Annotated in this window: 13 protein-coding genes and 1 riboswitch; of the genes, 6 read left to right on the top strand and 7 right to left on the bottom strand. The window is 69.3% G+C overall.

Annotation, left to right across the window (positions count from 1 at the left end):
* Window positions 1-41 precede the first annotated feature (41 nt).
* Window positions 42-1,790, top strand: coding sequence for an AMP-dependent synthetase/ligase (locus tag EJK15_RS25515; RefSeq protein ID WP_138712988.1), 1,749 nt, complete (start codon window positions 42-44; stop codon window positions 1,788-1,790).
* A gap of 15 nt (window positions 1,791-1,805) precedes the next feature.
* Here the strand turns inward: EJK15_RS25515 and EJK15_RS25510 are convergent, their stop codons facing one another.
* Window positions 1,806-2,174, bottom strand: coding sequence for a MerR family transcriptional regulator (locus tag EJK15_RS25510; RefSeq protein WP_138712987.1), 369 nt, complete (start codon window positions 2,172-2,174; stop codon window positions 1,806-1,808).
* A 59-nt stretch (window positions 2,175-2,233) separates the two neighbouring features.
* On the opposite strand from EJK15_RS25510, the gene EJK15_RS25505 reads away from it, so the two are divergent.
* The gene (locus tag EJK15_RS25505; protein WP_138712986.1) at window positions 2,234-3,127 is read left to right on the top strand and encodes an aldo/keto reductase; all 894 of its coding nucleotides are present in this window, start codon (window positions 2,234-2,236) and stop codon (window positions 3,125-3,127) included.
* Between the two features lie 292 nt (window positions 3,128-3,419).
* Complete coding sequence (locus EJK15_RS25500) at window positions 3,420-3,689, top strand: hypothetical protein (protein ID WP_138712985.1); 270 nt, start codon at window positions 3,420-3,422, stop codon at window positions 3,687-3,689.
* 111 nt (window positions 3,690-3,800) lie between these two features.
* On the opposite strand, the gene EJK15_RS25495 is transcribed toward EJK15_RS25500, so the two are convergent.
* Window positions 3,801-4,577 carry a DeoR/GlpR family DNA-binding transcription regulator gene (locus tag EJK15_RS25495; RefSeq protein WP_138712984.1) on the bottom strand — a complete coding sequence of 259 codons (777 nt, stop codon included), beginning with the start codon at window positions 4,575-4,577 and terminating at the stop codon, window positions 3,801-3,803.
* Window positions 4,578-4,782: 205 nt separating this feature from the next.
* Here EJK15_RS25495 and EJK15_RS25490 point away from each other — a divergent pair, with 205 nt between their 5' ends.
* Genes EJK15_RS25490 through EJK15_RS25480 form a run of 3 tightly spaced genes read left to right on the top strand, consistent with a single transcriptional unit; the run spans window position 4,783 to window position 7,858 of the window.
* Window positions 4,783-6,069, top strand: a complete 1,287-nt coding sequence (locus EJK15_RS25490) for an ABC transporter substrate-binding protein (protein WP_171074524.1) — start codon at window positions 4,783-4,785, stop codon at window positions 6,067-6,069.
* The gene (locus EJK15_RS25485; protein WP_138712983.1) at window positions 6,069-6,944 is read left to right on the top strand and encodes a carbohydrate ABC transporter permease; all 876 of its coding nucleotides are present in this window, start codon (window positions 6,069-6,071) and stop codon (window positions 6,942-6,944) included. The genes EJK15_RS25490 and EJK15_RS25485 overlap by 1 nt, the downstream gene beginning before the upstream one ends.
* Window positions 6,941-7,858, top strand: coding sequence for a carbohydrate ABC transporter permease (locus tag EJK15_RS25480; protein WP_138712982.1), 918 nt, complete (start codon window positions 6,941-6,943; stop codon window positions 7,856-7,858). The genes EJK15_RS25485 and EJK15_RS25480 overlap by 4 nt, the downstream gene beginning before the upstream one ends.
* On the opposite strand, the gene EJK15_RS25475 is transcribed toward EJK15_RS25480, so the two are convergent.
* The 5 genes from EJK15_RS25475 to EJK15_RS25455 all read right to left on the bottom strand — a co-directional run bounded on the left by EJK15_RS25475 (window position 7,855) and on the right by EJK15_RS25455 (window position 13,432).
* Window positions 7,855-8,940, bottom strand: a complete 1,086-nt coding sequence (locus EJK15_RS25475) for a glycosyltransferase family 4 protein (protein WP_138712981.1) — start codon at window positions 8,938-8,940, stop codon at window positions 7,855-7,857. The genes EJK15_RS25480 and EJK15_RS25475 overlap by 4 nt on opposite strands.
* Complete coding sequence (locus EJK15_RS25470) at window positions 8,937-10,532, bottom strand: M48 family metallopeptidase (RefSeq protein ID WP_240777200.1); 1,596 nt, start codon at window positions 10,530-10,532, stop codon at window positions 8,937-8,939. The genes EJK15_RS25475 and EJK15_RS25470 overlap by 4 nt, the downstream gene beginning before the upstream one ends.
* A gap of 13 nt (window positions 10,533-10,545) precedes the next feature.
* Window positions 10,546-11,367 (bottom strand): gluzincin family metallopeptidase, encoded by an 822-nt coding sequence (locus tag EJK15_RS25465; RefSeq protein ID WP_138712980.1) that lies wholly within the window; start codon window positions 11,365-11,367, stop codon window positions 10,546-10,548.
* Window positions 11,368-11,681: 314 nt separating this feature from the next.
* A complete protein-coding gene (locus EJK15_RS25460) occupies window positions 11,682-12,188 on the bottom strand; it encodes a C40 family peptidase (protein WP_138712979.1) in 507 nt (168 codons plus the stop codon).
* Between the two features lie 73 nt (window positions 12,189-12,261).
* Window positions 12,262-12,422, bottom strand: a riboswitch (cyclic di-AMP (ydaO/yuaA leader).
* Between the two features lie 287 nt (window positions 12,423-12,709).
* Complete coding sequence (locus EJK15_RS25455) at window positions 12,710-13,432, bottom strand: class I SAM-dependent methyltransferase (protein WP_171074523.1); 723 nt, start codon at window positions 13,430-13,432, stop codon at window positions 12,710-12,712.
* Window positions 13,433-13,443: the final 11 nt, after the last annotated feature.

The following is a 13,443-nucleotide window of genomic DNA, read 5'->3' as shown; positions in this document are numbered from 1 at the left end:
AGGCGGTAACGTCCAGGCGTCCCCGAAGAGGAGTTTGATTCGTGCGCGAGTACACCGTCCCGGTCCTGGTCGACGTGCCTGCCTCGGCAAGCCTGCCCGACACGGTCTTCAGACGGGCCGAGCAGGAGCCCGGCGCCGTCGTCATGCGCCGCAAGATCGGCGACGGGTGGCCGGTGGTCACCGCGTCCGAGTTCCGCGACCAGGTGGTCGAGGTGGCCAAGGGCCTGATCGCGGCGGGCGTCGAGCACGGCGACCGGGTCGCGCTGATGTCACGCACCCGCTACGAGTGGACACTGGCCGATTACGCGATCTGGTCCGTGGGCGCGGTCACCGTGCCGATCTACGAGACGTCGTCGGTGGAGCAGGTCAGGTGGATCCTGGCCGACAGCGAGGCCAAGGCGGTCTTCGCCGAGCAGGACGCGCACGAGGCGACGGTGCGCGAGGCGGCGCCCGAGCTCAAGGCGGTCTGGCGGATCGACGGCACGCTGGAGACCGGCGCCGTCACGGACGCCGACGTGGAGGAGCGCAGGAAGCGGGTCGTCGCCGCCGACCTGGCCACGGTCGTCTACACCTCCGGCACCACGGGCCGGCCCAAGGGCTGCCGCATCACCCACGACAACCTGCTGTTCACCGCGCTCAACGTGCTGCGGGGGCCGCTGGAGCCGCTGTTCAGCCGCAAGGACCCGGCGGCGCTGCTGTTCCTGCCGCTGGCGCACATCTTCGCGCGGATGATCCAGGTGGTGCTGATCGAGGCGGGCGCGATCATGGCGCACACCCCGAACATGAAGAACGTCGCTCCCGACCTGCAGGACTTCAAGCCCACGTTCCTGCTGGGCGTGCCGCGTGTGTTCGAGAAGGTCTACAACGGGGCCGAGCAGAAGGCCATCGCGGGCGGCAAGGGCAAGATCTTCGCCCGCGCCGTGGACGTGGCGGTGGCCTGGAGCCGCGCCGAGAGCTCGGGCGGGGCGCCGCTGGGGCTGCGGCTGCAGCACGCCCTGTTCGACAGGCTGGTCTACGCCAAGCTGCGGGCAGCCACCGGCGGCCGGCTCTCGGCCGCCGTTTCCGGCGGGTCGGCGCTGGGCGAGCGGCTCGGGCACTTCTTCAAGGGCGCCGCCATCGAGGTCTTCGAGGGCTACGGGCTGACCGAGACCTCCGCGCCGTGCTCGGTCAACATGCCGGGCGCCAACAAGATCGGCACCGTGGGCAAGCCCCTGCCCGGCGTCACCCTGCGCATCGCCGACGACGGCGAGGTCCTGGCCAAGGGCCGGAACATCTTCGACGGCTACTGGAAGAACGACACTGCCACGGCCGAGGTGATCGACTCCGACGGCTGGTTCCACACGGGCGACGTGGGCGATCTGGACACCGACGGCTATCTGCGGATCACCGGGCGCAAGAAGGAGATCCTGGTGACGGCGGCGGGCAAGAACGTCGCGCCGGGGCCGCTGGAGGACGCGTTGCGCGCCCATCCGCTGGTCTCCCAGGCCATGATCGTCGGCGATGACCGGCCGTTCGTCGCCGCCCTGATCACCCTCGACCCCGAGGCCATGCCCGCCGGCTCGTCGGTGGCCGAGCTGCGCGCGGACCCGAAGGTGCAGGCGGAGATCCAGGCGGCGGTGGACCGGGCGAACCTGTCGGTGTCGAAGGCCGAGCAGATCAAGAAGTTCACGATCCTGGACGCGGACATCACCGAGGACAGCGGCCACCTGACGCCGACGCTGAAGGTCAAGCGCGGGCTCATCATGCGCGACTTCGCCAAGCAGATCGACGACCTCTACACCGGCCGCTAGGACTCGCGGCCGGAGTCAGGCGGCGCCTGCCAGGTCGCCGGAGTGCTCAGTGGCCGCCAGGATCGTGGCGAGCGCGTCGCGGGTGGCCTGGATCTCGGCGAGCTGCTCGTCCAGGCCCGTGAGCCGGTCGCGGAGGTGGCCGAGGGTGCAGACGTCGAGCCCCTCGCCCGAGTCGGACGTGCACGGCAGCACGTCCTTGATGACCTTGGTCGGCAGGCCGGCGGCGAGCAGGGTGCGGATGCGCCGTACCACGACCGGAGCGTCCTCGGCGTAACGGCGGTGGCCGCCCTCCGCCCGGTACGAGGTCAGCAGCCCCTGCTCCTCGTAGTACCGCAGCAACCTCTGGCTGACCCCCGTCTCCCGGGACAGCGCTCCGATCTTCATATGACGCTCCTCACACAGGCTTGCATCTCACATCTATGTGAGGTTTTAGCGTTACGGCCATGAGAGAGATTCCCACCGCACACATGTTCTCCCTTGGCGGCGACCTCCCTGTGACCCGGATCGGGTACGGCGCCATGCGACTGGCCGACGGCCCCGAGCCCGCCCGTTCCGCCTTGGAGGCCCACATCTGGCGCGCCCCCGCCGACCGGGCGACCGCCGTCGCGCTCCTGCGCAGGGCCGTCGAGCTGGGCGTCGACCTGATCGACACCGCCGACGCCTACGCGCTGGGCGCCAACGAGGAGCTGATCGCCGAGGCGCTGCACCCGTACGCGGGCGGCGTGACGGTGGCCACCAAGATCGGTGTGGTACGCCCGTCGCCTGCCGAATGGGTGCCCCTCGGCCACCCCGCCTACCTGCGCCAGCAGGCCGAGCTGGCGCTGCGCCGGCTGCGCGTGGAGCGGATCGACCTGCTGCAGTTGCACCGGATCGATCCGGACTACCCGCTCGCCGACCAGGTCGGGGCGCTGAAGCAGCTCAAGGACGAGGGCAAGGTACGCCACATCGGCCTGTCGGAGGTCGGCGTGGCCGAGTTGCGCGAGGCGTCGGAGATCACTCCGATCGCGAGCGTGCAGAACATGTACAACCTGGCCACCCGTCAGCACGAGCCCGTCGTCGACTACGCCGCCGAGCACGGCATCGCGTTCCTGCCGTACTTCCCCATCGCGGCGGGCGCGCACGCCGGCCCTGGAAGCCCGCTGGCCGAGATGGCGGGCGAGATCGGCGTCACGCCGGCGCAGGCGTCCCTGGCCTGGCTGCTGCGCCGCTCCCCCACCGTGATCCCGATCCCCGGCACCTCCTCCATCGCCCACCTGGAGGAGAACGTGGCCGCACTGCCGGTCGAACTGACCGACGAGCAGTACGACCGCCTGTCGGCCGCCGTGCCGCCCCAGTGAGCCGCGTCCCGTAGTAGACGACCAGCCACATGGAACACGAACCACAGCCGAGATGGACATATCCGAATCACATGCGGAAATGGCCAAAACAAGCGTTACGCGCACCGAGAGAGGCCACCCCAACAAAGGCGGATCATTCCCAATTTAGACTCCCACATGCCACTTGACCTGGGGAATCTTCTTTCGATTCCCGCTTGTCGGCGGCGATCAGAAGGGTATGCTCCCGGCAAAGAAAAAGGACCGGAGATCCTCAGCATCCCCGGTCCCTTACCCGAGAGTAAGGGAGATACTCTTGAGCATCAAGGAAACGGGCCTGGCGTTCTGCACCGCGATCGAAAACGAGGTGATCCAAATCCGAGCAGATCAGCAAGAGCTGGCGCAAGACCTCACCGAGCGCATCAACGGCGTCGCCAACCGCGTCAAGGCACTCGACGCCAAGTTCGACACCCGGTTCGACGCCTTGGAGAAGGCGATGCAGGAGAACCACAAGACGGCGCAGGAGAACCACACGAAGGTGATGGACATCCTCGTCGGCATCCAGCGCAAGCTGGAGGCGGCCTAACCCCATACCGCCCCAAGAGCGGGCCCCGCACACCGCGCGGGCCCGCTCTTGTCATGTCACCAGCGGTTGCCGCGAGGTCTGCGGGCAGGCCCGGCAGCGGGTCGTGCTCCGCTATGTCCCGCGCGACTCCGCGATGACGAGCTCGCCTACCTGGTCGGCGAGCGCCTCTCTGGCGGGCCGCGGCAGCCCGGCGTCGGAGACGAGCACGTCGGCCTCGCCGAGCTGGGCGATGGTGCTGATGCCGACCGTGCCCCACTTGGTGTGGTCGGCGAGCACGACGAGCCGGCCGGCGGCCTCTACGAGCGCGCGGTCGGTCTCCGCCTCCATCATGTTCGGGGTGGTGAAGCCTGCCCTGGTGGTCATGCCGTGCACGCCGAGGAACAGCAGGTCCACGTTGAGCTGGCGGATCGAGGCCACCGCGACCGGCCCCACCAAGGCGTCGGAGGGGGTGCGCACGCCGCCGGTGAGCACGATCGTCTGGTCGGGCCGGCCGGAGCGCTGGAAGACGTCGGCCACGCGCACCGAGTTCGTCACGACGGTCAGGGTGGGGACGGCGGCCAGGCGGTGCGCGAGCGTCCAGGTGGTGGTGCCCGCCGAGAGCCCCACGGCGGTGCCCGGGCGCACCAGGGCGGCGGCGTGGCGGGCGATGGCCCGCTTCTCCTCCTCCTGCCGCACGGCCTTCACGGCGAAGCCGGGCTCGTCCGTGGAGCCGATGGCGGTGGCGCCGCCGTGCACCTTGGCCAGGAGGCCGCGCTCGGCCAGCATCTCCAGGTCGCGCCGGATGGTGATGTCGGAGACGCCGAACGCCCGCACCAGCTCGATCACCCGGACGCCGCCGTTCTGCCTGACGAGCTCAAGAATCGCCTGCTGACGCTGCGGGGCGAGCATCGCATCACCAGATCCCAACAGGTTCCGACACCATCCCGATCGCATCATGACACGGCCGCGGCGCTGTGCCTCTCCCCGAATTCATCACGAAACGTCACGAAACGAAATGAAATCGTGCGTTGACAGTCCTAAATGTTGGCTTTTCGATGAATGAAGATGAGCGAACTCGGGGGAATCTGAAGGGTCCGTCTAGGAGGAACCCACCATGGATCAACGGCTGCCGATATCCCGCCGCAATCTTCTGCTCGGAGCCGCCGCCCTCGGCGTCCCCGCCGCCCTCGTCGGATGCGGATCCGACACGCCCTCCCCCGCCCCCGGCGGCACTGCCTCCGGCAACCTCGGCACGGTCACGCTCGGCTCGAACGCCTCCGACGAGATCCCGAAGAAGTCTCTTGCGACCCAGATCAAGGCCTTCACCCAGGCCACGGTAAAGATCAACACCGTGGACCACAACACGTTCCAGGAGAACATCAACCGCTACCTCAGGGGCACCCCGGACGACGTGTTCACCTGGTTCGCCGGCTACCGCATGCAGTTCTTCGCCGAGCAGGGGCTCGCCGTCGAGATCTCGGACGTGTGGCGGGAGATCGGCGGTGACTACACGCAGGCGTTCAAGGACCAGTCGACGGGCATCGACGGCAAGCAGTACTTCGTGCCGTCCACGTACTACCCGTGGGCGGTCTTCTACCGCAAGAGCCTCTGGCAGGAGAAGGGGTACGAGCCGCCCGCGACGCTGGACGAGTTCACCGCGCTGGCCAAGAAGATGAAGGGCGACGGGATCATCCCGATCGCGTTCGCCGACAAGGACGGCTGGCCGGCGATGGGCACGTTCGACATCCTCAACATGCGGACGAACGGCTACGACTTCCACATCTCGCTCATGGCCGGCAAGGAGTCGTGGACCGACCCGAGGGTCAAGCAGGTCTTCGACACCTGGCGGGGGCTGATGGAGTACCACCAGCCCGCGGCGCTCGGGCGTACGTGGCAGGAGGCCGGGCAGTCCCTGGCGCAGAAGAAGACCGGGATGTACCTGCTCGGCATGTTCGTCGCCCAGCAGTTCCCCGAGGCCGACCGCGACGACATCGACTTCTTCACGTTCCCGGAGATCAACCCGGCGTACGGCACCGACTCGATCGACGCCCCCATCGACGGCTACATGATCTCCACCAAGGCCAAGAACGTGGACGGCGCCAAGGCGCTGCTCAAGCACTTCGCCCAGGCCTCCTCGCAGAACATCGCCACCGGGCTCGACCCGGGCACCCTGGCCGCCAGCTCCAAGGCCGACACCTCCGGCTACAGCGCCCTGCAGAAGCGCGGCGCCGAGCTGGTGTCGAAGGCCACGCACATCGCACAGTTCCTCGACCGCGACACGCGGCCGGACTTCGCCTCCACCGTGATGATCCCGTCGCTGCAGTCGTTCGTGAGCAAGCCGGACGAGATCGACTCCTTGCTGACGAGCATCGAGAAGCAGAAGGCCAACATCTTCCGGTGATGGCCGTCAAGACCCGTCGCTACTCCGCCCGCGACGTGACCATCCTGGTCATCGGGCTGGGGGTGGCCGTCATCGTCAACGTGGGCCTCATCTGGGGGCCCACGCTGGCCTCCGTCGGGCTCTCCGGCACCGACTGGGGCGGCATCGGGCCGATCGAGTGGGTGGGCGGGCAGAACTACGGCGACCTCGCCGCCGAGTACCCGCCGTTCTGGTCGGCCGTCCGCAACAACGTGCTGTGGCTGGGCTTCCTGGGGCTGGTCGCGACGCCGTTCGGGCTGTTCTGCGCGGTGCTGCTGGACCGGCGGCTGCGGCTGTCGCGGGTCTACCAGAGCGCGCTCTACATGCCCGTCGTGCTCTCGCTGGCCGTGGTCGGCTTCATCGCGCAGCTCGTCTACTCCGCGGACTACGGCGTGCTGAACGCGGTGACCGGGCTGACCGTGGACTGGCTCGGGGACAGCTCGATCAACATCTGGGTCGTCGTGATCGCGGCCGCCTGGCGGCACGTCGGCTACGTCATGATCATCTATCTGGCCGGGCTGAAGGCGGTCGATCCGGCGCTGAAGGAGGCGGCGGCGATCGACGGGGCGAACGAGCGGCAGGCGTTCTTCCGGGTGGTCTTCCCGACGCTGCGGCCCATCAACGTGATCGTGCTGGTCATCACGGTGATCGAGGCGCTGCGGGCGTTCGACATCGTCTACGCCATCAACAAGGGCAGGAACGGGCTCGAGCTGCTGTCGGTCCTGGTCACCGAGAACATCGTGGGCGAGGCCAGCAGGATCGGGTTCGGCTCGGCGATCGCGGTGATCCTGCTGGTGATCTCGCTGGCGTTCATCGTCACGTACCTGTCGCAGCTGTTCAAGGGGGAGGAGCGATGACGCTCACCGCGCCCGCCTCCGCTCCCCCCGCCCAGTCGCGGCGCCCGCCTTCGCGGCGGCCCCTGCGACCGCTTCGGATCGTGCTGCACGCCTTCCTCGCGCTGGTGGCGCTGGGGTGGCTGCTGCCGCTCGCGCTGGCCGTGTACGCCTCGCTGCGGCCGTACGACGAGACCGCTCGCCTGGGTTACTTCTCGCTGCCCGAGCACCTCACGCTCGACTATTACGGGCAGGCGTGGAGCCAGGCCGAGCTGCCCCGCTACTACCTCAACACGCTGATCATCGTGATCCCGGGCGTGCTGATCACGCTGTTCCTGGCGTCGTTCACGGCGTTCGCGATCGCGCGGCTGCGCATCCCGGGGCGCAAGACGCTGCTGATCGTGTTCACCGCGGGCAACCTGCTGCCGCCGCAGGTCCTCATCACCCCGCTCTACACCCTCTACACGCTGATCCCGCTGCCCGAGTGGCTGTCGAGCTCGCAGTCGCTCTACGACTCCTACCTGGGACTGATCCTCATCCACGTGGCGTTCCAGTTCGGCTTCTGCGTCTTCGTCATGGCGAACTTCATGCGCACGATCCCCGAGGAGATCAGCGAGGCGGCGCTGATGGACGGGGCAGGGGTGTGGAAGCGCTACTGGCGGCTGACGCTGCCGCTGTGCCGTCCGGTGCTGGCGGCGCTGTCCACGCTGCAGTTCACCTGGATGTACAACGACTTCCTGTGGGCGCTGGTGCTGATGTCGTCGGGCGACAAGCTGCCCGTCACCTCGGCGCTGAACAACCTGCGCGGCCAGTTCTTCACCGACTACAACCTGCTGGCGGCCGGGTCGGTGCTGGTGGCGCTGCCGACGCTGATCGTCTTCCAGCTGCTGCACAAGCAGTTCGTCGCCGGGCTCACGCTCGGCTCGACCAAGGGTTAGAGGAGGGTATGAAAGCGGGCCGCGACCTGGTCCCACGCCCATTCGCCGGCGATCCAGTCGCGGCCGCCCGCGCCCATCTTGCGGGCCTTGCCCGGGTCGGTCAGCAACTCGACGATCGCCTGCGCGATCTCCGCCGGGTCCTCGCCGTCCACGACGAGCCCGGTCTCGCCGGGCCGCACGGCGTCGGGCGCGCCGCCCGACGCCCCGGCCACCACCGGCAGCCCCGTCGCCGACGCCTCCAGGAACACGATCCCGAGCCCCTCCACGTCCACCCCGTTCCACCGGGTACGGCACGGCATCGCGAACACGTCGGCGGCCGCGTAGTAGCCGGGCAGGCTCGCGGCCGGCACCGTGCCGGTGAACCTGATCGACTCGAGCCCAGCCGCCAGCCGCTCCAGCGTCCGCCGGTACGGCCCGCCGCCCACCAGCAGCAGGACGGCCTCGGGCACCGCCCGCAGCACCCGGGGCCAGGCTCTGATGAGCTGGTCCTGGCCCTTGCGCGGCACCATCCTCGACACGCACGCCACGACCGGGCGGCCCGCCAGGCCCAGCTCGGCCTTGGGCGCGCCGGGGTGGAACTGGCCGACGTCCACGCCCGGCGCGAGCCGTACCAGCTTGGCCGGCGGGATGGCGGCGACCAGCCGCTGGCGCGTGTACTCGCCGAGGTACGTCACCACGTCGGCGTGCTCGCCGATCCTGCGCAGCACGGCGCGGAAGCCGGGCGCGCTCGCCCACGAGGCCTCGTGGCCGTGGGTGAGCATCACCACGCGCCGCGCGCCCGCCCGGCGCAGGCGCGGCGCGAGCAGGCCGAGCGGCGCCGCCGCCCCGAACACGACAGTGTCCGCACGGTGCTCGGCCACCAGCCGGGCCGCCCTCCGCGCCACGGCCGGGGTCGGCAGCATGAGCCGCGTCGGATGCCGCACGATCCGGTACGGCTGACGCCGGTCGAACTCGTCGCAGCCCGGCCAGGCGGGGGCGTAGACGGCCACGCCCGGCGTGCGCAGCGCGAGCCCGTGCACGAACGACTGGATGCCGCCGGGCCTGGGCGGGAAGTCGTTCGTGATGACGACCACGTTGGTCACGGCTCGGGAACGCCGTTCAGCTTCGCCCACGAGCGGGCCAGGGCGATGCGCTCGGGGCTGGAGGGATGGGAGGCATAGAGTACATATTCCACCGCATCCGGCGACAAGTCGGAAATATTGGTTGTTGCCAGGCGTTTCTGCATCGCTATGAACGTGGCCGGGTCACGGGTCAGGTCGAGCGCGTGGACGTCGGCCCTGGCCTCGATGTGACGGCTGATCAGGTTCTGGGCGGGTCCCATGAGGAGCGAGCCCAGGCTCATCAGGCCCATGATCGCGCCGACCGCCCGCGGGTCGGTGATCGAGGTGACGCCGGCGCGGCGGCGTACCAGGCCGAACAGCAGGAACAGCAGGATCGCGCCGAACGCGGCGCCCAGGCCGCCGATGAGCGTGCCGTAGAGCACGTCGTCGTCCTTCGCGTGGCCCAGCTCGTGCGCCACCACCAGCTCCACCTCGGCCTGCGGGGCCCTGAGCAGCGTGTCGTAGACGACGATCCGGCGGGTGGCGCCGAAGCCGGACACGTACGCGTTGAGCGCCGTCGTCCGGCGCGAGGCGTCGGCGACCAGCACGTCCTCGACCGGCACGCCGTCCCGCTCGGCCATGGCCAGCAGGTTGGTCCGCAGCGGCCCCTCGCGCATCGACGTGAAGTCGTTGAACAGCGGCTCGAACACCACCGGGTACACGAACGACGCCGCCACCGCCAGCGCGAACGCCCCCGCGGCGGCCGGGATCCACCAGCGTCTGACTTTGCGGGCCAGCCCAACGAGCACGAGCAGCGACAGGCAGAGCAGGAACGCCTCCACGCCCATGCTCTTGAGCCGGTCGCCGGCCCAGGCCGCCCAGTCCTGCGTCGAGAGGCCGTAGTCGCGCAGCAGCGTCTCGAACCACATCCCGAGAGGCCATCGGATCAGATCGGTGGCCGCGGCGATGACCACGACGCCCAGGATCACTCTCAGCCACCACGGGCCTCTCAGCCGGCCCACGGCCTTGGCGCCGAGCGGGGTGGCCACCAGGAGGGCCGCGATGATGACGGTGAGTGCGAGCGCGAGGTAGCTCGGGAGGGTGGTGGCCGCGTCGAACGCCTGGGCTCTGGCGATCTGGGCGGCGCTGAAGTCGCGGGCGGGGTCGGGAGGTCCCGCGGCCAGCACCCGCCAGGGGGTGCTGAAGGCGGCCACGGCCAGGATCACCACCCCCAGCACCGCCAACGCGATCGCCGCCTGCCGCCGCAACCGCCCCTCCCCACCGGACACGTTGTCCCCGCCAGACGCCAGCAACCCGCTGGACGCGCCGCCGCCGTTGGCTCTGTCGCCTTCGGCGCCAGGGTTCCCGTCGGCGTCAGGGTTCCCGTTCGCGTCGAGGTTCCCGTCGGTGCCGGGGTTCCCGTTGATCGCCGGGTGCCCGCCGACTCGGGAGTGCTCGCCTGCGGCCCGGTCGTCACCGCCGGCCGCTGGGTGGTCCGGTTGGTCGTCTCTCGCCATGGCCATGGTCCCACCATGCCCCTGCTTCACGAGGTCCGGCCGCACCCCACCGCCCTGCGCGACCGCCGCCGGCTCCCCCAACGGGCCTGCGTCGTCCGTATCTTTCCGCTCGCTCATCTGCTTCCCCCTTTTACGCGAGCTGGTCCCGCATGTACTCGCGCCACCGTGCCGTCAGCGTGGCCGCGGAGAGCCCCAGCGAGGCGAGCGCCCGATCGACGCCGGTCGCCTGGGCATCACGGTAGAGCCTCACCAGCGTCTCCTCACCGAACTGGTCAGCGAGGAACCGACACGCCAGCCAGGCCTCCTGGTACGCCCGTGCCAGCCGGGCGGGGTCCCGGCCGTCCGCCACGAAGGCCGCCTGCCCCGGCAATACGCTCGGCAGCCGCCCGGCCCGTACTTCGCCGGCCAGTTCGGCGGCGGCAGTCTTCACAGGGAGCCCGGCGTCCCGGTAGCCGACGTAGTCGGCGAAGCCCTCGTAGAGCCAGACAGGCAGGTGGTCGGTGCCCGCGGCGACGTGGGTGAGCTCGTGCGCGAGCACGACGTCCTTCCCCGTGGAGTTGAGCGTGGCGAACAGCTCGGGCACGACGATCACCCGGCCGCCGTCGGCCACCGCGGCCAGCCCGTCGAGCCGCTCGACCCGGGCCAGCCGGGCCGCCTCGCGGACGGTCCGGGGGACGAGGACCAGCGGTCGTACGGGCGTGCCGAGCACGTCGGAGACCCGGCGGCCGGCCGTGTCGGCCCGGCGAGCCAGCTCGTCGAGCGAGCCGGGCGGGACGTGGTGGCCGACGACGACGGAACGCGTTCCGCGGGCCACGACGGTGCCTTCGCTCCACAGGATGCGCGCTTCGGGGGGAAGCCGGGATTCGGGGGTCGTGGCGCTGGCGGGGGTGAGGGCGAGGAGCAGGAGACCGGACAACGCCATGACGGCTCGTCGGCTCACCTGCTCGGACACGATGCCCGATCGTAGCCGGGCAGGCCGTGCGGCTTGCACGATCGGCTTGGCCACGGCCGACGCGCTTGGCCGGGGCGGCTGCCGCTTCCCCCGGTGGCCCGTCCGCTGTCTCGGCGCCTACGTGGGGGCGCTGGACCACGGACACGGCCCAGGGTGCGTCGTAACGGTGGCCGGCCCCGCGCAGGGGTCGGAGGCGTCTCCCTGGAGGGCCCTCAGCCCTGTACGGCGTTCGGGGGACGTTGGCCGGCCGTAAGAGATTCGCCAGAAAACGGGGACAGCCCCGCCCGACTCGCAAGAGCCGGGGCGGGGCTGTGTCACAGTCCGGGGCGAACCGCGCCGACAAATGACGACTTGCGCCATGAGCTCAGCTTGTCGATTCGCACCCGTTCGCCTGTCCGCGGCGAGTGGACCATCTTGCCATCACCGACGTACATACCCACGTGACCGAGCCCGCTGAAGAACATCAGATCGCCTGGCTGGAGGTTCTTCCAGGAGATCTTGTTCCTGCCGCGGGCGAACTGGCTGGCCGCCACGCGCGGGAGGGTCACCCCGGCCTTTTTCCAAGCGAACTGGGTGAGGCCGGAGCAGTCAAACGAACCAGGACCTTCGGCGCCGTACCGATACGGATCACCGACCTGGTCCTTGGCCACGGCGACGGCCTTGCGGGCCTTCGACTTCTGCCGGGCGATCCTGGCTTTGGCCGCTTTCACGGCCTTGGCGGCGACAGCCGCCTTCGCCGTGAAGGTGCTGGCCGAATCGCTCTTCGTCGCCGCCTGAGCCATTGGGGCATGGAGGATCAGACCTCCGGCCGTCACGGTCATCGTGAGCGCTACGCCACTCAGGGCAAGTCTGGACAGACGGGGGTTTTGCAGAGAGGTAGACAGGATTGCTCCTTGAGTCTTCCACGAATGCCTACCGGGTTAGCTGACGGATTCGGGCCTGGAAGTAGCCCTACGACGCGATACGCGTCGATTCACCCCTGATCCCTAGGAAATGGGATCGATGGTTCCCCGGCTCCGTGCCTCCTGGCTGCACGGACTCGGCGGGCCGCCACCCCGTCAATGCGTTCGAAATGGGGATGTACGGGGGCGGCCAGCGGATCTTTATCTGTCTCGCATCGGGGGACCGATGCCGGTTCGCGGCGGCATGGCTTGTCGCCGCGACGCCAGAAGCTACGCCGAACCGTCAAGGTTCTGCAAAGGCGGAGTCATGTTGTAAAGATCCGATAACGGGGTCAGTAAGGTCTGAAACCCCTGCTGGAACGCCAGGTTGCGTTATGCAAATGTGACACTGCTCACAATCGGCGCCACACCCCTTTGTAAGGTCTCGATTGTCGCTTTTGTCACATCTTTCGCGCTGTCAACCGGAAGCCCGTGGGCGGCAGGATTCCGGCGGCGATCCGGTCCCGTTCGATGCGCCATAGCTCGTTGACGACATCTGTGCTACTGTTCGTCACCTTTCCGCCGATATATCGCGATAAGTACGGTTCCCGCCGCAGGCTCGTGACCTCGAACCGCTCGGCGACGGCGGCGATCATGTCGGCTGCCGGGGTGTGGTCCCCGTGCGCCTCGCGCCACCGTTCGGCCGGGTCGCGTCCGGGACGGCCGGGCTCGCGCGGAAAGTCCGCGATGCCGGCGGCCGACAGCAACGATCCAGTATCGTAGAACCAGGCGGCCGCGGCCCCGTCCGCCCAGTCCCAGGCGAACTCGTCCACCATCAGCAGCCCGTCCTCGTCCAACAGGCCCGACACGCGGTCCAGCGCCGCCTCGAGCGGATGCATGTGGTGCAGCGAGAGCGACATGACGATCACATCGAACAATGATCCATCGTCGTAGTCGGCCAGGCCGGAATGGCCGGTGATGTCGGCCCGGCGCGCGGGCACTCCGGCCGCCCGGGCCGCCTCGACGGCCTCCTGCGAGATGTCGATCGCGGTGACCGTGTGGCCGCGTCTCATCAGCTCGGCGGCCAGCTCGCCGCGGCCGCACCCGGCGTCGAGTATCCGCTGCGGGCTCGGGGGAAGCACCTCGCTCAGCCATGTGTACTGGTGGTTGTCCATCGTCTCCATAGGCCGAGGAT

Origin of the sequence: Nonomuraea basaltis (genome assembly GCF_005893125.1) — a bacterium.
GTDB classification, from domain to species: Bacteria; Actinomycetota; Actinomycetes; order Streptosporangiales; family Streptosporangiaceae; genus Nonomuraea; species Nonomuraea basaltis.
The sequence above is the reverse complement of the archived record's forward strand: the minus strand, read 5'-3'. Positions and strand labels throughout refer to the sequence as shown.

Bases quoted from the DNA above. Each gene is read 5' to 3' on its own strand.
- EJK15_RS25485 (WP_138712983.1), top strand. From the start codon at position 6,069: ATGGCCGTCAAGACCCGTCGCTACTCCGCCCGCGACGTGACCATCCTG.
- EJK15_RS25455 (WP_171074523.1), bottom strand. From the start codon at position 13,432: ATGGAGACGATGGACAACCACCAGTACACATGGCTGAGCGAGGTGCTT.
- EJK15_RS25490 (WP_171074524.1), top strand. From the start codon at position 4,783: ATGGATCAACGGCTGCCGATATCCCGCCGCAATCTTCTGCTCGGAGCC.
- EJK15_RS25480 (WP_138712982.1), top strand. From the start codon at position 6,941: ATGACGCTCACCGCGCCCGCCTCCGCTCCCCCCGCCCAGTCGCGGCGC.
- EJK15_RS25505 (WP_138712986.1), top strand. From the start codon at position 2,234: ATGAGAGAGATTCCCACCGCACACATGTTCTCCCTTGGCGGCGACCTC.
- EJK15_RS25510 (WP_138712987.1), bottom strand. From the start codon at position 2,174: ATGAAGATCGGAGCGCTGTCCCGGGAGACGGGGGTCAGCCAGAGGTTG.
- EJK15_RS25460 (WP_138712979.1), bottom strand. From the start codon at position 12,188: ATGACCGTGACGGCCGGAGGTCTGATCCTCCATGCCCCAATGGCTCAG.
- EJK15_RS25495 (WP_138712984.1), bottom strand. From the start codon at position 4,577: ATGCTCGCCCCGCAGCGTCAGCAGGCGATTCTTGAGCTCGTCAGGCAG.
- EJK15_RS25470 (WP_240777200.1), bottom strand. From the start codon at position 10,532: ATGAGCGAGCGGAAAGATACGGACGACGCAGGCCCGTTGGGGGAGCCG.